The sequence below is a fragment of the Streptomyces roseolus genome (genome assembly GCF_014649855.1).
Lineage (GTDB): Bacteria > Actinomycetota > Actinomycetes > Streptomycetales > Streptomycetaceae > Streptomyces > Streptomyces roseolus.
This window is the reverse complement of the sequence record NZ_BMTV01000002.1, coordinates 124,236-142,118: the sequence shown is the minus strand read 5'-3', so window position 1 is coordinate 142,118 and position 17,883 is coordinate 124,236. Positions and strand designations below refer to the sequence as shown.

Annotated in this window: 17 protein-coding genes; 12 read left to right on the top strand and 5 right to left on the bottom strand. The window is 74.7% G+C overall.

Features of this window, described 5'->3' with window-relative positions; all coding sequences use genetic code 11:
• Positions 1 to 330 precede the first annotated feature (330 nt).
• Together IE245_RS02725 and IE245_RS02720 are read left to right on the top strand one after the other, a co-directional pair.
• Positions 331 to 546 (top strand): SCO2195 family GlnR-regulated protein, encoded by a 216-nt coding sequence (locus IE245_RS02725; RefSeq protein ID WP_189945060.1) that lies wholly within the window; start codon positions 331 to 333, stop codon positions 544 to 546.
• 10 nt (positions 547 to 556) lie between these two features.
• Positions 557 to 1,267 carry a DUF4191 domain-containing protein gene (locus tag IE245_RS02720; protein ID WP_169085510.1) on the top strand — a complete coding sequence of 237 codons (711 nt, stop codon included), beginning with the start codon at positions 557 to 559 and terminating at the stop codon, positions 1,265 to 1,267.
• 100 nt (positions 1,268 to 1,367) lie between these two features.
• On the opposite strand, the gene IE245_RS02715 is transcribed toward IE245_RS02720, so the two are convergent.
• Complete coding sequence (locus IE245_RS02715) at positions 1,368 to 1,835, bottom strand: RDD family protein (protein ID WP_189945059.1); 468 nt, start codon at positions 1,833 to 1,835, stop codon at positions 1,368 to 1,370.
• A 221-nt stretch (positions 1,836 to 2,056) separates the two neighbouring features.
• Here IE245_RS02715 and glnA point away from each other — a divergent pair, with 221 nt between their 5' ends.
• Positions 2,057 to 3,478, top strand: coding sequence for a type I glutamate--ammonia ligase (glnA, locus tag IE245_RS02710; protein ID WP_189945058.1), 1,422 nt, complete (start codon positions 2,057 to 2,059; stop codon positions 3,476 to 3,478).
• Between the two features lie 69 nt (positions 3,479 to 3,547).
• Here the strand turns inward: glnA and IE245_RS02705 are convergent, their stop codons facing one another.
• A complete protein-coding gene (locus IE245_RS02705; protein ID WP_189945057.1) occupies positions 3,548 to 3,826 on the bottom strand; it encodes a hypothetical protein in 279 nt (92 codons plus the stop codon).
• A gap of 122 nt (positions 3,827 to 3,948) precedes the next feature.
• Here IE245_RS02705 and IE245_RS02700 point away from each other — a divergent pair, with 122 nt between their 5' ends.
• Positions 3,949 to 4,311: an arsenate reductase family protein gene (locus IE245_RS02700; protein ID WP_189945056.1), complete on the top strand. Its 363-nt coding sequence runs from the start codon at positions 3,949 to 3,951 to the stop codon at positions 4,309 to 4,311.
• Between the two features lie 19 nt (positions 4,312 to 4,330).
• On the opposite strand, the gene IE245_RS02695 is transcribed toward IE245_RS02700, so the two are convergent.
• Positions 4,331 to 5,260: a Gfo/Idh/MocA family protein gene (locus IE245_RS02695; protein WP_189945055.1), complete on the bottom strand. Its 930-nt coding sequence runs from the start codon at positions 5,258 to 5,260 to the stop codon at positions 4,331 to 4,333.
• Positions 5,261 to 5,608: 348 nt separating this feature from the next.
• Between IE245_RS02695 and IE245_RS02690 the strand changes: the two genes are divergently transcribed.
• From IE245_RS02690 to IE245_RS02675, 4 genes are all read left to right on the top strand, one after another.
• Positions 5,609 to 7,024 (top strand): hypothetical protein, encoded by a 1,416-nt coding sequence (locus IE245_RS02690; protein ID WP_189945054.1) that lies wholly within the window; start codon positions 5,609 to 5,611, stop codon positions 7,022 to 7,024.
• The gene (locus IE245_RS02685) at positions 7,021 to 8,193 is read left to right on the top strand and encodes an ARPP-2 domain-containing protein (protein WP_189945053.1); all 1,173 of its coding nucleotides are present in this window, start codon (positions 7,021 to 7,023) and stop codon (positions 8,191 to 8,193) included. Before IE245_RS02690 ends, IE245_RS02685 begins: the two co-directional genes overlap by 4 nt.
• Before the next feature lie 191 nt (positions 8,194 to 8,384).
• Positions 8,385 to 9,416, top strand: coding sequence for a glutamine synthetase (gene glnII / locus IE245_RS02680; protein WP_189945052.1), 1,032 nt, complete (start codon positions 8,385 to 8,387; stop codon positions 9,414 to 9,416).
• Between the two features lie 369 nt (positions 9,417 to 9,785).
• On the top strand, positions 9,786 to 10,307 hold the full coding sequence (locus tag IE245_RS02675; RefSeq protein ID WP_189945051.1) for a winged helix-turn-helix domain-containing protein: 522 nt from the start codon (positions 9,786 to 9,788) through the stop codon (positions 10,305 to 10,307).
• Between the two features lie 7 nt (positions 10,308 to 10,314).
• Here IE245_RS02675 and IE245_RS02670 read toward each other — a convergent pair whose 3' ends face one another.
• Positions 10,315 to 11,706 carry a PepSY-associated TM helix domain-containing protein gene (locus tag IE245_RS02670; protein WP_189945268.1) on the bottom strand — a complete coding sequence of 464 codons (1,392 nt, stop codon included), beginning with the start codon at positions 11,704 to 11,706 and terminating at the stop codon, positions 10,315 to 10,317.
• A 229-nt stretch (positions 11,707 to 11,935) separates the two neighbouring features.
• Positions 11,936 to 12,592: a hypothetical protein gene (locus IE245_RS02665; protein WP_189945050.1), complete on the bottom strand. Its 657-nt coding sequence runs from the start codon at positions 12,590 to 12,592 to the stop codon at positions 11,936 to 11,938.
• Between the two features lie 146 nt (positions 12,593 to 12,738).
• On the opposite strand from IE245_RS02665, the gene IE245_RS02660 reads away from it, so the two are divergent.
• The 4 genes from IE245_RS02660 (at position 12,739) to IE245_RS02645 (ending at position 17,881) form a co-directional block, all read left to right on the top strand.
• The gene (locus tag IE245_RS02660; RefSeq protein WP_189945048.1) at positions 12,739 to 13,539 is read left to right on the top strand and encodes a tyrosine-protein phosphatase; all 801 of its coding nucleotides are present in this window, start codon (positions 12,739 to 12,741) and stop codon (positions 13,537 to 13,539) included.
• Positions 13,540 to 13,614: 75 nt separating this feature from the next.
• Positions 13,615 to 15,633, top strand: a complete 2,019-nt coding sequence (locus IE245_RS02655) for a hypothetical protein (protein ID WP_373305252.1) — start codon at positions 13,615 to 13,617, stop codon at positions 15,631 to 15,633.
• A 263-nt stretch (positions 15,634 to 15,896) separates the two neighbouring features.
• Positions 15,897 to 16,781, top strand: coding sequence for a metal-dependent hydrolase (locus IE245_RS02650; protein WP_189945046.1), 885 nt, complete (start codon positions 15,897 to 15,899; stop codon positions 16,779 to 16,781).
• On the top strand, positions 16,781 to 17,881 hold the full coding sequence (locus IE245_RS02645; protein ID WP_189945043.1) for a PDR/VanB family oxidoreductase: 1,101 nt from the start codon (positions 16,781 to 16,783) through the stop codon (positions 17,879 to 17,881). Before IE245_RS02650 ends, IE245_RS02645 begins: the two co-directional genes overlap by 1 nt.
• Positions 17,882 to 17,883 lie beyond the last annotated feature (2 nt).

The window sequence follows — 17,883 nt, the reverse complement described above, 5'->3', positions numbered from 1 at the left end:
GGCGGGGCGGAGCGCGACCAGGGGCTCCGAGAAGCGCGGTGCGGCGGTGGAGGCCGTGCAGGCGGCCCGAGCCGGCGCGTCTCCATGTGAGCCCCCGCACACGTCGTTACCCGTCGGTACGAGCGACGGAAGGAGCGGCCCGTACGGCCCCGCAGTTCAGCGGGGCCGTACGGGCCGCTCCGCCGTCCGGGCGGCTCTCATCGGCGTTTCATCAGGGTTTGACCGTCGGGTCATGCCCTGGTAACACCGTTCTGTGAGCATGGTCCCACGCACCGCCACCACCGCTCGCTCCCCCCACCTCGTCTCACCCGCCCCGAGAGAGGACCCCACATGCCGGCCGCGTCGACGCACGTCCGCGTCAGTGCCCTCCCGTCCGTCACCGGCGCCCTCCGGGCCGTCGAGGCCCTGCTCCTCGGCGCCGGCCAGCGCACCGCCCGGCGCAACGCCTGGACCTCCGTCCTGGAGGACCGCCGCCGCGCCAAGGACCGCATGGAGGCCCAGCACGTGCTGGAGGCCGCGTCGGGCCGGACGTCCCGGGCCACGTAGACTTCAAGGCATGGCGAGGAAGGCAAACACGGGCGGCGCTGACGCCGCGAACCCCGGGCGACTGAAGCAGATCGCCCTCACGTACAAGATGACCCGGAAGGCCGACCCCAAGGTCGGGCTCGTCGTCGCCGGCGTGGGCATCGTCGTACTCGGTGTCCTCCTCGGTATCGGCTTCCTGATCGGACACCCGGTCTACCTGGGCATCCTGGGCTTCGTCCTGGCGCTCCTGGCGATGGCGATCGTCTTCGGCCGGCGCGCCGAGCGGGCGGCCTTCGGACAGATGGAGGGCCAGCCGGGCGCGGCCGCGGCGGTGCTGCAGAACATCGGGCGCGGCTGGACGGTCACCCCGGCGGTCGCGATGAACCGCAGCCAGGACGTGGTGCACCGGGCCGTCGGCCGCCAGGGCATCGTCCTGGTCGGCGAGGGCAACCCGAACCGGCTGAAGCCCCTCCTCGTGGCCGAGAAGAAGAAGATGGCCCGCATCCTGGTCGACGTGCCGGTGACGGACATCATCGTCGGCAACGACGAGGAGCAGGGCCAGGTCCCGCTCAAGAAGGTCCGCACCAAGATGCTGAAGCTGCCCCGGCTGCTCAGCGGCCCCCAGGTGACGGCGGCCAACGACCGGCTGCGGGCGATGGGCGACCTCATGAGCAACATGCCGCTGCCGAAGGGCCCGATGCCCAAGGGCATGAAGATGCCGCGCGGCGGAAAGATGCGCTGACACGCACGAAGAACCGGAAAAGGCGGTGCCCCGGACCTCCGCGAGGTCCGGGGCACCGCCTTTTCCGGTTCCTGCTTCTACGGCTCTTCCCCGTCCCGGTTCAGACCCGCACCTGGACGGCGCCGGAGAAGCGGTCGTGGAGGCCGCGGCCGTCCCGGTCCCAGACCAGGGCGGGGATCGCCAGGCAGGTGAGGGCCGCGCGGAGCACGGCGCGGGGCAGCGAGAGCCGGCCGCCCGCCACCGAGACGACCCGCAGCCGGAAGAGGAGCTTGCCCGGGGTGGCGCCGACGGTACCGACGGTGAGGGCGTTCACGGCGAAGAGCAGGAGCAGGGCCCAGTTGCTGGTCGCCTGCCCGTAGCCGTCGGTGATGAGACCGTATGCGATCAGCAGGCACAGGCCCCAGTCGACGGCGAGCGCGCCGAGCCGCGCGCCCGGGCGGGCGATGGAGCCGGGGCCCTCCTCGGGGAGGCCCAGCTGCTGCCCCCGGTAACCGAAGTCCACGCCTGCTTGCTCCGCCGCGGCACGGGGGCCGGAGAGCCACGATCCGAGTGCTTGCCTGTTGTCCACCCGACCACGGTACTGCGCCCGTTTTCGATCACTTCGGTCCGGGTGCGGATGGGGCGCGACACGGAGGGGCGCCACCCGCCCCGGTTAACTTCGACGAAACAAATGGGTCATGCTTGAGAAATCCCGACTGCCTAGGGTCGGGTCCGAGCGTGCGCCACCGCACTGGTGCATCACCGAGCTGCAACCCCGCCCCTCCCCGGGCCGGGAGTAGGAGGAGTTGGATGTCCAAGCACGGGTTCCAGAACGCCGAAGAAGTCGCGAAGTTCATCAGGGACGAAGACGTCAAGATGGTCGACGTCCGCTTCTGCGACCTTCCCGGCGTGATGCAGCACTTCTCGATCCCGGCGACGGCCTTCGACCCGTCCGAGGAGCTGGCCTTCGACGGCTCGTCGATCCGCGGCTTCCAGGCCATCCACGAGTCCGACATGTCGCTGCGCGCCGACCTGTCGACGGCCCGTCTGGACCCGTTCCGCCGCGACAAGACGCTCAACATCAACTTCTTCATCCACGACCCGATCACGGGCGAGGCGTACAGCCGCGACCCGCGGAACATCGCGAAGAAGGCGGAGGCGTACCTGGCCTCCACCGGCATCGCCGACACCGCGTACTTCGGCCCCGAGGCCGAGTTCTACGTCTTCGACTCGGTCCGCTTCGAGACCTCGGCGAACCAGGGCTTCTACCACATCGACTCCGAGGCCGGCGCCTGGAACACCGGTGCGGAGGAGAACAACCGCGGTTACAAGGTCCGCTACAAGGGCGGCTACTTCCCGGCCCCGCCGGTCGACCACTTCGCCGACCTGCGCGCCGAGATGTCCCTGGAGCTGGAGAAGGTCGGCCTCCAGGTCGAGCGCCAGCACCACGAGGTGGGCACCGCCGGCCAGGCCGAGATCAACTACAAGTTCAACACGCTGCTCGCCTCGGCCGACGACCTGATGCTGTTCAAGTACATCATCAAGAACGTCGCCTGGCGGAACGGCAAGTCCGCGACCTTCATGCCGAAGCCGATCTTCGGCGACAACGGCTCGGGCATGCACGTCCACCAGTCGCTGTGGTCCAACGGCGCCCCGCTGTTCTACGACGAGGCCGGTTACGCGGGCCTGTCGGACACCGCGCGCTACTACATCGGCGGCATCCTCAAGCACGCCCCGTCGCTGCTCGCCTTCACCAACCCGACGGTGAACTCCTACCACCGCCTGGTCCCGGGCTTCGAGGCGCCGGTCAACCTGGTCTACTCGCAGCGCAACCGCTCCGCCGCCATGCGCATCCCGATCACGGGCTCGAACCCGAAGGCCAAGCGCGTCGAGTTCCGCGCGCCGGACCCGTCCTCGAACCCGTACCTCGCCTTCTCCGCCCTCCTCCTCGCGGGCCTCGACGGCGTCAAGAACAAGATCGAGCCCATGGAGCCGATCGACAAGGACCTGTACGAGCTCGCCCCCGAGGAGCACGCGAGCGTCCCGCAGGTCCCGACCAACCTGGAGGCCGTGCTCAAGGCCCTGGAGGAGGACAACGAGTACCTCCAGGCCGGCGGCGTCTTCACCTCCGACCTGATCGAGACGTGGATCGACTACAAGCGCACCCACGAGATCGCCCCGATCCAGCTCCGCCCGCACCCGCACGAGTTCGAGCTCTACTACGACCTCTAAACCGCGAGGCACCCCGTATCATCACGAAGGCCGCCGCCCCCGTATCCCGGGGCGGCGGCCTTCGCCGCGTCAGGCGGCCTTGTCGCGGATGAGGGTGCGGACCATGCGGCAGGTGAGGTTCGAGGGCGGGTGGATGCCTATGCGCTCGGCCATGGTGCGGATGGCGGCGTTCGTCGCCTTCCTCGGGACGTAGACGCCGGAGTCGAGCAGCGCGATCGCGAGGCGCATCGCCTTCAGGCGGCGGTTGTGCGTGACGTACCACTCGCGGGGGCGACCGGCCGGAAGGGCCTTCTTCTGGACGGGCGTGAAGGGTTCGATGGACGGCCTGCGGATCACGGCGACTGCCATGGGCTACCTCCTGGCGAACGGTGGCGGGGCCCCTCCCCGGGGCCCTTGCTTCGACTCCCATTCTAGTGCGGGGCACTGACAATCGGGCCTGGTCGGACGGGGTCCGGGGGTAACTTGGGGGGATGGAGATCTGGATCAATCCCGCCTGTTCCAAGTGCCGCGGCGCCCTCGCCCTGCTCGACGCGGAGGGGGCCGAGTACACCGTCCGCAGGTACCTGGAGGACGTGCCCTCCGCCGACGAGATCCGGGACGTGCTCGGGCGGCTCGGCCTCGAACCGTGGGACATCACGCGGACCGGCGAGGCCGTCGCCAAGGAGCTCGGCGTGAAGGAGTGGGGGCGGGAGCCGGGTGACCGGGAGCGCTGGATCGAGGCGCTCTCCGCCCACCCGAAGCTCATCCAGCGGCCCATCGTCACCGCCGACGACGGCACCGCCGTCGTCGCGCGGACCGAGGAGGCCGTCCGGGACGCCCTGGGAAGGGGCTAGCCGCCGGGGCGGCCTGCGCTCAGGGGGCCGTCGCCCGGGTCTCCGCCTCCGTGAGGAGTTCGGTGAGGCGGAGCGCGAAGTGGGCGTCGCAGGGGTGGGGGGTGCCGGTGCGGGCCGCGGCGAGGAGGGCCGTGATCGCCTCCGTGTAGGCGGGCCGGGCGCCGTTCCAGGGCGGGAGGGCGGCGCTGCCCGCCGTGCCGTGGAGGGTGAGGGACGCGCCCGCCGCCGCCGGCGGGGCGCTCAGGGTGAGCGTGGCCGTGCTGCTCGCGCCCGTCGCGTGGCCGAGGATCAGGTGGTGGGTGTCGTCCGGGCCCTTCGCCGCCCGCACCCGGGTGACGTCGCCGAGGATCGGGACGAGGACCGACAGGACGTGCGGGCCCACGTCCCAGAGGCCGCCCTTCTCGCGGCGCCAGGGGCTCGCCGCGTACGGGCTGTCGGCGCCGGGGGCGTAGAGGGAGCCGAGCCAGCGGGCCTCGGCCACGTACCAGCCGCCCGTCGCCCGCTGCTCCTCGATCCAGCGGGCCGTCTCCGGGGCGAAGCGCAGGGTGCAGAAGACGACCGAGGCAACGCCCGTCTCCTCCACCGCCTCCGTGACCTCGCGGGCCGCCTCGACCGTGGTCGCCAGCGGCTTGTCGAGGAGGAGGTGGCAGCCGGCCCGGGCGGCGCGGGCGGCGAGCGGCGCCTGGACGTCCGGCGGCAGGGCGATCGCGACGGCGTCGCAGGCGTCGAGGAGGGCGTCCAGGTCGTCGTACGCGCGCGTGCCGTGGGCCGCGGCCAGTTCGGCGGCGGCCTCCGGGCGGCGCCCCCACACCCCGTGGAACGCGCTCCCCTCGTGGGCGGCGAGCGCCGGGGCGTGGGTGCGGGCGGCCCAGGGGCCCGTGCCGAGGAGGCCTATGCGGGGGCGGTCGGGGAGGGCGGGCGGGGTGGGGAGGGTGCTGTGCGTGGCCATGGGGGCAGTCTGCCGTGCGAAGGGGGTGGCGGGAAAAAGCGGTGGCGGGGGGCGGGGGGAAAGCCGTGGCGGAGGGGGTGAGGGGGAGGGATGTGGCGGGGGTGAGGGAAAGCGGTGGTGGAGGGGGCGAGGGGGATGGCGGTGGCGGTGGGAGCGACGGGGATGGCGGTGGCGGTAGGAGCGAGGGGAAAGCGGTGGCGGTGGGGGGTCCGCGGCGTCTAGCGTGCTCGGGTGCCGGCCGCGGGACTTCGGTACGACTTCCGATACCTGCCTCGTCAAGCAACGTCTTCGCTGATCGTGCTCCCTCTCCCCGGCCGGCACCCCGACACGCGAGAGACAGGGGGCGCCGTGTCCGAGCTCGTCGCCGCGGAGGACGTGCTGCTGTTCGTCAACGCGGCCGTGACCGCGACCGGGCAGCGGGAGTTCCGGTCCTCCGCCGCCGAACAGCGGCTGTCGCTCGCCTTCCTGCACGCGTACGTACGGGTCAACTACCGCCCGCTGTACGCGGCGTGCCTCGCGCTCGACATCAACGACCACAACGCCGCGCTCGTCGTCGAGCAGCTGCTGCGGACGCCGGGCGAGGCCGGCGACGGGGAGGGGCGCCTGGTCGCGGCCCGGCTGGCGCGGATGGCGCCGCAGCGGGTCTACCGGCTGTTCCGGACGCTGCGGGAGGCCGGGGTGAACAACCGGCGCACGCGCGCGATCATGCGGGAGTGGCTGGCCGCCCGGCCGGATCCGGCGCTCGACGCCGTGAAGTACCGGCCCGGGGTCAAGGCCGCCCTCAAGCACGCGCACCTGCCGCCCGCCGACGCCGAGACCGGCGACTTCCTCTTCGCGCCCGGGCGCCGGGCGCGGTACGCGAACCGGACCCTGGAGGCGTACCGGCGGGCCCACTTCGCCGAGGAGGCGCTGTACGAGCTGCCGTTCACGGCCGCCGAGGGGTTCGCGGCGCGGCACGGGGTGGACCGGGCGGTGTTCCTGGAGCGGATCGCGCCCCGGATGACCCGGCTCGAACGGCTGCGGAGCGAGCGGGCCGCCGGGCGGGCCGCGGGCGCCTCCGACCTGGCCGTGATGCCGCTGACCCGGCTCGCGCTGTACGTGCTCGCGCTGCCGTTCGCCGAGCGGGCGGCGCGGCGGGCCGAGCTGACCGGGGCGCTGCGGGCGGCGGCGCGGCGGGCGGCGGGGCCGTACGCGGGGAGCTGGGGGCGGGTCGCGGCCGTCCTCGACGACAGCTTCTCCTCGTCGGGTTCGGGGGTGAAGCGGCGCCGGCCGCTGGCGGTGGCGCTCGGCTGCCACTTCCTCCTGGAGGCGCTGGCGGCCCCGGGGGCGTACGCCGGCCTGTGGACCTCGGGCGGTACGGATCCGCTGCTGGTCAGGCCGTACGGGCCCACTCCGCTGGGGCTGCGGATCCTCGACGCGCTCGACGGCCGGCCCGAGCGGCTCGTGGTCGTCTCGGACGGCTGGGACAACGCGCCGCCGGGCCTCGCGGGCGAGGTGCTGCGGGTGTGGCGGTCGCGGCTCGACCCGGAGCGGCGGACGGCGGCCGTGCACGTGAACCCCGTATACGACGCGGGGGCGTTCGACGTGCGCCGGCTGGGTCCTTCGGTGCCGGCCGTCGGGATCCGGGACGCGGAGGACCTGCCGGCGCTCGTGGAGATCGCCGGGTTCGCCGAGGGGCGGACGGGCCTGACGGAGCTGCGCGCCTATCTGGACCGGCGGGTGGCGGACTTCCTCGCGGGGCACGAGAAGGGGGCGGGGCGGTGACCCGGATCGATCTCACCGGGCTCGGCGTGCGGGCCGCGCAGGTGTGGGGCGGGATCCGGCTCGTGCCGCTGGTGCGGGAGGAGCCGGTCGCGGGGCTGCGGCTGCGCCGGGAGGTGTACGACGCGCCGGGCTTGGCCGTGGACGGGTCCGGGGGCGACGCCGTGGACGTCGGCGACGGCACCGTCCTCACCTCGTACGTCCCGCACGGCTTCGTCGCGGACTGGTCGGGGTCGGGCCGCGAGGAGGCGGCGTACGGGACGCGGCTCGGGGACGGGCCGGCGGCCGTCGTGCCCGTGCGCGCCCCGCACCACCGGCTCGCCAAGCGGCGGCGCGGCGAGCGCCGGCTGCGGTTCCTGCCGCTCCACCTCGCCCTGGACGGCTATCTGTCGCTGCACTTCGGCGGGCCGACGGTGCTGTGGGAGGAGTGGTCGCGGCAGGCGCTGCGGCGGGGCCTCTCGCCCCGGGCCGAGGCGGCGTACGCGGGCGTGGACGTGCCGGGGCTCGCGGAGGCGCTGCGGGTCTTCGAGGTGCATCCGGGCCAGTGCGGGGTGCTGGTGTACGCGGCGGACGCGCTGGCCGCCGCCTTCGTCGTGCCGCATCCGGAGGACTACCGGCTGCTGCATCCGACGCTGGTGGAGGACCTGTACGGCGAGCTGGTGCACCAGTACGCGCACTACGGCGCTCCGGTGCCCGAGTTCACGGCCCGGATCCGGGACGGCGCCGGTGGTGTCCGGGACCTCGCCGACCTGCGGGCGGCGGCCCGGGAGCAGGAGCGGCGCTGGGCGGTGGCGCACGACGGGCTGATGGCGCGGGACCTCCTGGAGACGCCGTACGCCTTCGAGCGGGCGTACCGAATGGGGTCCTTCTCCCTGTACCGCTTCCTGCCGCCGTTCCTGCGGGACGGGCGGGAGCAGCACATCGGCGAGCTGATCACCGACCGCAAGGGGCGGACGGCGTACCTGAAGACGTTCCGGCTCTCGGACGCGCAGGTCAGGAGGGGTTACCTGCTCCGCCGGCTGGCGTCCTGCGACTGGCACCCGGGGCGGACGGCCGAGGCGCTGGGCGTCTCGGGCGAGGAGCTGGTCCGGCGGATCCGGTCGGCCGGTTTCGGCGCGCTGCTCGACGCGCACGGCCTCGCACGGGCGGCGCGCGCGTCACGGGAAGGCTGAGTAACACGGGGTTCACAAACGGGCAACCACCGGGAAATCCCGTGTTGCGAAGCTGCGGTCACACGAAGGCGCCACGGGCGGCGGGCCGGGTCACCGGCCGGACGTTCGGCGCCGCCCCGCAGCTTCTCGCAGCGCCGCGAGCCGCCGCGGACGACACCCGCAGCAGCACGCCACGCCCTAAGGATGACCCCGTGACCTTCAAGGCTGAGTACATCTGGATCGACGGCACCGAGCCGACCGCGAAGCTTCGCTCCAAGACGAAGATCATCGCGGGCGAGGGGCTGCCGCTGGCGGAGCTGCCGATCTGGGGCTTCGACGGTTCCAGCACCAACCAGGCCAAGGGCCACGCCTCGGACCGCGTGCTCAAGCCGGTCTTCTCCTGCCCGGACCCGATCCGCGGCGGCAACGACGTGCTGGTGCTGTGCGAGGTCCTCAACACGGACATGACGCCGCACGAGTCCAACACCCGTGCCGCGCTCGCCGAGGTCGCCGCGAAGTACGCCGCGCAGGAGCCGATCTTCGGCATCGAGCAGGAGTACACCTTCTTCGAGGGCACCCGTCCGCTCGGCTTCCCGGTCAACGGCTTCCCGGCCCCGCAGGGCGGCTACTACTGCGGCGTCGGCGTGGACGAGATCCACGGCCGTCCGATCGTCGAGGCGCACCTGGAGAACTGCCTCAAGGCGGGCCTGGGCATCTCCGGCATCAACGCCGAGGTCATGCCCGGCCAGTGGGAGTTCCAGGTCGGCCCGCTGGCGCCGCTTGAGGTCTCGGACCAGCTGTGGGTCGCCCGCTGGCTGCTCTACCGCACGGCCGAGGACTTCAACGTCGCCGCGACGCTCGACCCGAAGCCGGTGAAGGGCGACTGGAACGGCGCCGGCGCGCACACCAACTTCTCCACCAAGGCGATGCGCGAGGGCTACGACGCGATCATCACCGCCTGCGAGTCGCTGGGCCAGGGCTCGAAGCCGCTCGACCACGTCAAGAACTACGGCGCCGGCATCGACGACCGCCTGACCGGCCTGCACGAGACCGCCCCGTGGGACCAGTACTCCTACGGCGTCTCCGACCGCGGCGCGTCGGTCCGCATCCCGTGGCAGGTCGAGCAGGACCAGAAGGGCTACATCGAGGACCGCCGTCCGAACGCGAACGTCGACCCGTACGTGGTGACCCGCCTCCTGGTGGACACCTGCTGCGAGGCGCTCGCGAAGGCCGGCCAGGTCTGATCGCCCGCCAGTTCCGTCGAGGTGCCCGCCGGTTCGCCCGGCGGGCACCTTCGCGTCCGGCGGGCGCCTCGTCGTCCGGCGGGCGTCTCTTCCCGTGGACACCCCTTCGCTCCGGCGTTCCCTCCTGGTTTAATAGGGATATGGCCAGCACGGAGCGGAACGACAGCGCGCGGGGTCGCCACGACCTCGAGCCGTTCTGGCCTTCCCGCCAGCACCACGACTACGACCGGTGCTGTCGGCGCGTGAGGAACGCGTCGGCCCTCTAAAACCCCGACCGGAGACCTGTCCGGTCCGCGGCCTTCGGCCGACGCGCAGTGACGTACGACACCTGTCCGTCCGTTTCTTCACGCGAGAAAGCCGAGACCTCCCATGGCCCAGATCCAGGCCGCCGCCCCGCTCTCCCCCGCCGCCCGCCCCCGGCTGCGCGCCGTCGCCCCCGACGAGGTCGCCGGGCTCGCCCGGGTCGCCGACTTCCTGCCGCCGGGCGCCACCCTGCTGCCCGCTCCTCCGCACGCCCTGCCCACGCTGCCCGGCCGGCCGCCGATGGTCGGCTACCTGGTGCTGCTGCCCGCCGAGCAGGAACCGCCCGCGCCCGCGCCGGCCGGGGCCGAGGGGCCGGTCGCCATCGACGACGAGCGGCGGATCGCCACCGTCGCCGGGCGGGCGCTCGACCTGACGTACCTGGAGTTCGAACTCCTCGCCCACCTCGTCGCCCACCCGTACCGGGTGCACACCCGCGACCAGCTGGTGCAGACGGTGTGGGGGTACGGGCACGTGGGCGACGGGCGGACGGTCGACGTCCACGTGGCCCGGCTGCGCCGCAAGCTGGGCGCCGAGCACCGCCGCACGATCCAGACCGTGCGGCGGGTCGGCTACAAGTACCTGCCCTGAACGGCGGCTAGCGCGTCCTCGCCCGCCGGTTCACCAGGGCGAGGACGACCTCGGCCGCGAGGAGCAGCAGCAGGCTGACGCCGAGCAGCGGGACGAACCGGCCGAGGAGCGCGGCCGTCGCCGCGAGCGGCAGCAGGAGCGTCACCGGCAGCTTCCGCCAGGCGCCCCGGCCGACCGGCCGGCGGGGGCGGCGCAGCCACCACATGCGGTAGCCCCAGACGATCATGAGGATCAGCGCGAGGGCGAGGGCGGCGAGCGCCAGCTGGTTGAACAGGCCCAGGAAGACGCCGGTGTGGGCGTCGATGCCGATCCGGGTCAGCTTCGCGAGGAGCGGGTGGTCCGCGAAGGCGAGCCGGTCGAGGACGGTGCCGTCGGCCGGGTCCAGGGCGACCTGGTCCAGCTCGACCGGGAACTGCTTGTCGGTCTCCTTCACCACGTAACCGCTGCCCTCGGCGGGCAGCGTGACGGCTATGGAGGCGCTGTCGATCCCGGCGGCGCGGGCGGCGGCGACGGCCCGGTCGAGACCGATGTCGGCGGTGGGCGCCGGGGCGGGGTCGGCCTGCTGGTGGCCGGGGCCATGACCCGCGTGCTCGCCGCCCGCGCCGCCGGTGCCGCCCTCGATGCCGGCCGACAGGGTGGGGGTGGCGCCGCCGAGACCGTCCTGGAGGGCGCCGATGTTCTCGCCGGCGTACCGGGACCAGGTCAGGCCGGTCGCGGAGAGGAGCAGCAGGCCGAGGGCGGCCCAGAGGCCGACCGAGCCGTGCCAGGAGAGGGTGCGGCGGCGGGACGTGGGGCCGCGCTCCGGCAGCAGCAGCGCCCGCCGCTTCGTGCGGCGCCGGGCGAACCAGAGCGCGAGGCCGCCGAGGACCAGCACGAAGAGCCAGCTCGCGGCGAGTTCGCTGTAGATCCGGCCGGGTTCGCCGAGGTGGAGGTCGCGGTGCAGGCCGTCGATCCAGGTGCGGAGCGGCAAGGCGCCGCTGCTGCCGTAGCTGGGCAGCTGCCCGCGCACCTCGCCCGTGTACGGGTCGACGAAGACGGCGAGCGAGGTGCCCTCGGGGGCGTCGGGGTCGGCCATCAGGACGCGGGTGGTCGCGCCCGGTTCGGCGCCGGGCCAGACGGCGGTGACGGTGCCGTCCGGGTTCGCCGCGCGGGCGAGGTCCGTCTGGCGGTCCAGCGGGAGGACGGCGCCGCCGGCCGGTACGGAGAGCTCGTGCGCGTACACGGCCTTCTCGGCCTGGAAGGACAGCGCGTAGAGCAGCCCGCTGAGGGCGGCGACGAGGAGGAAGGGGGCGGTGAGGAGGCCGGCGGTGAAGTGGAGCCGGAGAAGGAGGGGCCGGAGGGCGGTCCAGGCACCGGGGCGAGACGGCGGGGAGGCCGGCGCCTCGGGCGTATCGGGCATATCGGGCGCCTCGGCCGCCTCGGCCGTCTTCGCCGCCTCGGCCGCGTCGGGCGTCTCGGCCACCTTGGCTGTCTTCGCCGTCTTGGCCGTCTCGGCCACCTTGGCCGTGTCGGCCGTCTCGGCCGCGTCCGGGCGTGCGGGATCGTCGATGGTCATGTCTGTCCTCGGAGTCTCGTGAGGGTCCGTCGGGGGCCTGCCGTCGGGCAGGGGGAAGCGGCCCCCGGCGGCGTCAGACGAGCGGACCGAGGACCGTGGCGCGGGTGAGGGGCCGGCGGGGCGGCCCCCGCCGGGAGAGGACGGAGGCGAGGACGACGACGTGCGGCCGCCGGGCGCCGCGGCGCGGCCGGCGCACCGGGCGGCGCGGGTCACCGGGGACGGCGACGGGCCCGAGGGGCACGGTGAACAGCCGCCGGAGCGGCCTGGACGCCCCTTCCGCCAGCGCGAAGAACGCGGCCTCGCCGCGCGCCAGCCACAGCCCGCAGACCAGCGCGGCGAGCAGGTGCGCGGCGAGCATGCCGACACCCCCGTCGAAGAGGGCGTCGGGCGCGGCGGCGGGTGCCCCGTGCGCGTGCGCCCCGTGTGCGGCGTGCGCCCCGTGGCCCGGCGCGGTCGCCGTGGCGGACCCCGGGTGGGCGCCCGTCAGCGAGAAGGTCAGGTGGAGGGCGCCCTGGGCGGCCAGCAGGCCGGCCGCGCAGGCGACGGGGCCGCGCCGGCGGCCGGCCGCGCACCAGGCGCCGGCGGCCGTGACGGCGAAGGCGGCGAGGAGGGCGGACGGGTCGAGCGCATGGGCAGACAGGGACGAATGCCCCACCGCTGCCAGGACGACGCACACGACCGCGAACAGGGCGGCTCTCAGGGCGCGCAGCGGCGAGAGGGAGTGCGTCATCGGGGACATGCTGTCACCCGGCGTCGCGGCCGGACAGACCGCCTCCCGGTGGTACGGAACGGACTACTTCGGCTGCTGGTGCCGAGTGGGGTTCCGGCCGTTACGGTCGGGTGAGAGTGCCGTGTCCCCTCGGAGGAGTACCGCCCATGCCCGCGATCGCCGCCGCCTCCGTCGCCAATCTCCGGGACCTCGGCGGGGTGCCGCTGGGGGCCGGACGGTCGGTGCGGGACGGACTCGTGCTGCGGTCGGCGCAGCTGGACCGGCTCGAACCGGACGAGCCGGCGGTGGCCGCGCTGAAGCTGCGGACCGTCGTCGACCTGCGGACCGCGGGCGAGCGCGCCGACCGGCCCGACCGGCTGCCGGAGGGTGCCCGGCTGCTCGTCGCGGACGTGCTCGCCGACCATCTGGCGGCGAGCGGGCTCCCGCCGGCCGCGCGGCTGAAGACGCTGCTCACCGACCCGGCGCTCGCCGAGCGGCACCTCGGGGGCGGGCGGATCATCGAGGCGATGCGGGGGACCTACCGGGCCTTCGTCGGCAGTCCCTCCGCCCGCGCCTCCTACCGCGCCCTGCTCGTCGAGCTGGCGACGCCGGGGGCCGGGGCGCTGCTCTTCCACTGCACGGCCGGGAAGGACCGCACGGGCTGGGCGGCGACGGTGGTGCTCACGCTGCTCGGCGCGGACGAGGCGGCCGTGCGGGAGGAGTACCTGGCGGTGAACCCGGCGGTGCGGCAGGCGTTCGCGCCGATGATCGAGGGCTTCGTCACCCAGGGCGGCGACCCGGACCTGGCGCTCGCGATGGTCGGGGTGCTGCCGGAGTACCTGGACGCGGGTCTGGAGGAGGTCGCGCGGCGGCACGGTTCGATGGAGGCGTACGTACGGGACGGGCTCGGGGTGCCGGACGGGACGATCGCGCTGCTCCGGGAGCGGTTGACGGCGTACGCGGCCTGAGGCGGCCCGGAGGGGCCGGGCGGTGCGCGGGTCCGGCCGGGGTGACCATCGCAAGAATCGCTCGTTCTGCTGAACGTGAGCACCCAGGATCTCGTTCCCTCGCCCGTGGGCCCCGTCGACGTCGAGCAGGCCGAGGCCGCCCTCGTCGAGCGCTATCCGCGGCTCGTACGCATCGCCTATCTCGTCCTGCCGCCGGCGATGGGCCGCAACCGGCGGGTGCTGACCGCGCACGCGCTGGTGCAGCGGGCGCTGCCGCGCCGGCGGGTGCCGGGTCCCGCCGTGCCGGAGGCCCGGCGGCCCGAGGACGCGGTGGATCCCGGGTACGCGTACGTGCGGGGCGAGGTGCTGCGGCAGGCGCTGGTCGCCGGGTTGCCGCTGCGGCGGTTCGCCGTGCCGCGCCGGGCGCAGCTGCCGCCGCTGCTGCCGCAGGTGTGGGGGCTGCGGCTGTTCCCCCGGGCGGGCGGGGCGGACGAACTCGCCCTGGACCAGCTGCTCGCCGGGCTCTCCGCCGCGGCCCGCGCCGCGTACGTGCTGCGCGGCCTGGAGCGGCAGGGTGACGCGGAGGTCCTCCGGGTGCTGGCCGCGGCGGGTGCCGCGGATCCGGAGTCCGCGCTGGCGGAGCTGGCCGCGCTGGAGGAGGGGGAGGTTCCGGGGCCCGCCGAGCGGGTCGCCGCGCAGGCGGGGCCCGGGCGGACGCCGGCCCCTCCCGCGGCGCCCTCCCCCGCCTCCCCCGCGTCCCGGCTCGGCGGGGCCTCGCTGCTGGAGTCGCCGGAGTTCGACCCGTGCACGCTCCAGGCGCGGCCCGGGGACCTGTTGCGGCGGCGGCAGCACGGGCGGGCGGTGCTGGTGGGGGCGGTGGCGCTGCTCGTGTGCGGGGCGCTGCTCGGGCTGCCGGGTGACGGCTGGGGCAGAAACGGTGCTGCGGCGCCGAGTTACGCCCGCAACCCCGCCGCCGAGGCCGCGCTCGACCCGGCGAAGGTGAAGCGGGTCGCGCCGGCCGTCTGGCCCGGGGCCGTACGGCGGGACTTCTCGGTGTGGCCGGCGCGCGGGGAGCTCACCGGGGACGCGCCGCTGCTGCGGCGGGCGCTCGCGGTGTGGGCGCGGCCCGGCGGGGCGGTGGAGTCCTCGGCGACGCCGGGCACGCCGGTCGGGCCGCCGATGGGGCCGCCCCAGCTGCTGTTCGCGGGGCGGGTGGACGCGGCCCGGGTGGTGCTCTTCCACGACGGGCTGCGGATCGTGCGGTACGCCGAGCCGGTGGAGGGGACGGCGGGCGCCGCCCTCGACTTCGCCCGCGCGGACGGCGCGGAGGGGCCTGGGGCGAGCGCGGTCGTGGTGACGCGGGCGGCGGGCAACGTGCGCTACCTGACCGCGCCCTGGGTGACCGGGACGGCCGTACGGGACCTGCTGATGCCCGGCAAGGCGCCGTGGGCGCTGGGGCGGGACGCGCACGGGGTGACCGACGCGGTGCCGAGCCCGGCGCTCGCGAAGGGGTGCGCGCGGTGGAACACCCTCCAGGTGGCGGACGGTTCCGGCGGCCGGCTGCTCGGCGACCTGGGCGAGCTGGTGCCGGCCCGGCTGCTGTGGGGGCCGCCCGGCGCGCCGGTGGACGCGACGGGCCGGGAGGCGCGGGCGGTGTGGGCGCGGACGGCGTGCCAGCTGACGACGGTGCTCGGGCAGGGCGTGGGCTCGGTGCGGGCCTGGCGGTTCGCCCGGCAGTCGCTGCCGGAGGGCGCGGGGCGGGCGGCCTGGGTGTGCACCCGGGCGGAGACCTGGCGGGGCACCGGCAGCCGGGTCCTCGCCCAGTTCCTGTCGCCGGACCCGAAGGTCCCGGCCGCGCCGGCCGCCCGCGCGCAGGACGTGCCGGCGTGCGGGGTGCGGGAGCCGAGGGTGCTGGCCGGGGCGCTGTGGCAGGCGCCGGCCGGCGGCTGGTACGTGCTGGCCGCGGGCGGGCCGGACGTGGCGTCGGTCGAGGTGACGGGTGGGGTCACGGCCCGCGCCGAGGGGGCGACGCTTGCGGCGAAGGCGGGGGCAGGGGCTCGGGCGGAGCTGAGGGCCACGCTGGAGGACGGGCGTCGCATGCCGGCGTTGCGGTGAGCGGGCGTCGCGCTGCCGCGCCTGGACGCGCACCGGTACCGCGCCGTACCGCGGGTGCGGGTTCAGGCGCGTGAGCCTGGGCGCGGCTCAGCGCGCCGTCCCGTGTGCCCGCCCGTCCCTCCCCCGAGGACTTCGTCCAGGGGGACCCCCAGCGGGACGCCTGCCCACACGGGCGCCGGGGCGGGGCACCTGCCCGCCCTGCGGGTCCAGAAAGGCCGTGCGCGGCTCTGTTCCCCGTGCTTACCCCTCAGTACATTGACGACATGTCTAATACGCAGCCTGCACCGGTGGCGTCGGAACACGTCGAGCTCAAGGCGCGCAAGGTCGCCTTCGACTGGCAGGAGACCCCTCTCCACTGGGTTCCCGGCGACCCCTTCACCACGCACACGATCAACGTGCTGCACCTCCTCCTCCCGGCCGGGGAGCGGTGGTTCGTGCACGTCTACCAGCAGGCCCTGCCGTACATCACCGACGACCGGCTGCGCGAGGACGTCATCGGCTTCATCGGGCAGGAGGCCGTGCACTCGCAGGCGCACGACGACGTGCTGCCGCACCTGCGCCGGCAGGGGCTCGACCCGACGCCGTACACCGCGCAGGTCGACTGGTTCTTCGAGAAGCTGCTCGGCGACCGGACGCTGCCGCCGGGCCGGGCCCGACGCTGGTGGCTGATGGAGCGGGTCGCGCTGATCGCCGCGATCGAGCACTACACCGCCTTCCTCGGCGACTGGGTGCTGAACGCCGAGGAGCTGGACCGGCGGGGCGCCGACCCGATGATGATGGACCTGCTGCGCTGGCACGGCGCCGAGGAGGTCGAGCACCGGGCGGTCGCCTTCGAGCTCTTCATGCACCTCGACGGCGGCTACCGGCGCCGCGCCCGCACCTGGGCGCTCGCCTTCTCCGCGCTCGTCTTCCTCTGGCAGCGCGGGGTCCGCTTCTTCATGGAGAACGACCCGAGCCTGCTCGACCCGAAGGTCGCCTGGGCCGACTTCTACCGCAAGGGCCGCGAGGGCGTGCTGCCGTCCACCCCGGCCATGCTGCGCTCGATCCCCCGCTACCTGAGCCGCTCCTACCACCCCTCCCAGGAGGGTGACACCGCGCAGGCTGTCGCCTACCTCGCCTCCTCCCCCGGCGCCAACGGAGGCCGCTGATGCCCCGGTTCACCACCGTCGCCCTCGTCGCCGGCGCCGCGCTCCTCGTCCGCCGGGCGGTCCGCTCGCGGATGACGACCGCGCCGCTGTGGCCGATGCCGTCCCTGGAGACACCGGTCTCCGGGTACGGGCGCGGGGCGACCGTCCCGCGCCGGGTGCTCGTCACCGGCCGGTTCGTCCCCGCCGAGGGCGTCGTCGAACTGCGCCTGGAGGGCGAGCGGCTGCCGTCCTGGGAGCCGGGCGCCCACATCGACGTCGTGCTCCCCTCGGGGCGGGTCCGGCAGTACTCGCTCTGCGGCGACCCGGCCCGGGCGGACGTCTACCGGATCGCGACCCGGCTCGTCGACGAGGAGCGGGGCGGCCGGGGCGGCTCGCGCGAGGTGCACGAACAGCTCCACGAGGGCACCGAGATAGAGATCCGGGGGCCGCGCAACCGCTTCCCGCTGGTCGACTCCCCCGCGTACGTCTTCGTCGCCGGCGGCATCGGCATCACCCCGGTGCTGCCGATGGCCAGGGCCGCCGAGGCGGCGGGCGCGGACTGGCGGCTCGTCTACTGCGGACGGTCCCGCGCCACCATGCCGTACCTGGCGGAGCTGCTCCGGCTCGGCGGCGAGCGAAGCGAGAGGGGGGTCCCCCCGGCCGAGGGCCGGGGGAGGGTCACGGTGGTCGCGGAGGACGAGGACGGCCTTCCGGACCTGTCCTTCCTGGCGCAGGTGCCGGCCGAGACGCAGGTCTACTGCTGCGGCCCCGACGGGCTGATGGACGCCGTCGCCGCCGCGCTGCCGGAGGGCCGCACCGCGCGCCTGGAGCGCTTCTCGGCGCCCGCCCCCGCCGACGGGACCGCCTTCGAGGTCGAACTCCGGCGCTCCGGGCGGACGGTGGCCGTCGCCGCCGACCAGTCGGTGCTCGCGGCCGTACGGGAGGAGGTGCCGGGCCTCATGTACTCCTGCGCGCAGGGCTTCTGCGGCACCTGCCGGCAGACCGTCCTGGAGGGCGAGGTCGACCACCGGGACGAGCTGCTCACCGACGCGGAGCGGGCGGACTCGATGCTGATCTGCGTCTCGCGCTGCGCCGGGAGGAAGCTCGTCCTGGACCTCTGAAC

Coding starts and splice junctions, on each gene's coding strand:
- IE245_RS02725 (WP_189945060.1), top strand. CDS start 331: ATGCCGGCCGCGTCGACGCACGTCCGCGTCAGTGCCCTCCCGTCCGTC.
- IE245_RS02720 (WP_169085510.1), top strand. CDS start 557: ATGGCGAGGAAGGCAAACACGGGCGGCGCTGACGCCGCGAACCCCGGG.
- glnA (WP_189945058.1), top strand. CDS start 2,057: ATGTCCAAGCACGGGTTCCAGAACGCCGAAGAAGTCGCGAAGTTCATC.
- IE245_RS02705 (WP_189945057.1), bottom strand. CDS start 3,826: ATGGCAGTCGCCGTGATCCGCAGGCCGTCCATCGAACCCTTCACGCCC.
- IE245_RS02700 (WP_189945056.1), top strand. CDS start 3,949: ATGGAGATCTGGATCAATCCCGCCTGTTCCAAGTGCCGCGGCGCCCTC.
- IE245_RS02695 (WP_189945055.1), bottom strand. CDS start 5,260: ATGGCCACGCACAGCACCCTCCCCACCCCGCCCGCCCTCCCCGACCGC.
- IE245_RS02675 (WP_189945051.1), top strand. CDS start 9,786: ATGGCCCAGATCCAGGCCGCCGCCCCGCTCTCCCCCGCCGCCCGCCCC.
- IE245_RS02670 (WP_189945268.1), bottom strand. CDS start 11,706: ATGCCCGATACGCCCGAGGCGCCGGCCTCCCCGCCGTCTCGCCCCGGT.
- IE245_RS02665 (WP_189945050.1), bottom strand. CDS start 12,592: ATGACGCACTCCCTCTCGCCGCTGCGCGCCCTGAGAGCCGCCCTGTTC.
- IE245_RS02660 (WP_189945048.1), top strand. CDS start 12,739: ATGCCCGCGATCGCCGCCGCCTCCGTCGCCAATCTCCGGGACCTCGGC.
- IE245_RS02650 (WP_189945046.1), top strand. CDS start 15,897: ATGTCTAATACGCAGCCTGCACCGGTGGCGTCGGAACACGTCGAGCTC.
- IE245_RS02645 (WP_189945043.1), top strand. CDS start 16,781: ATGCCCCGGTTCACCACCGTCGCCCTCGTCGCCGGCGCCGCGCTCCTC.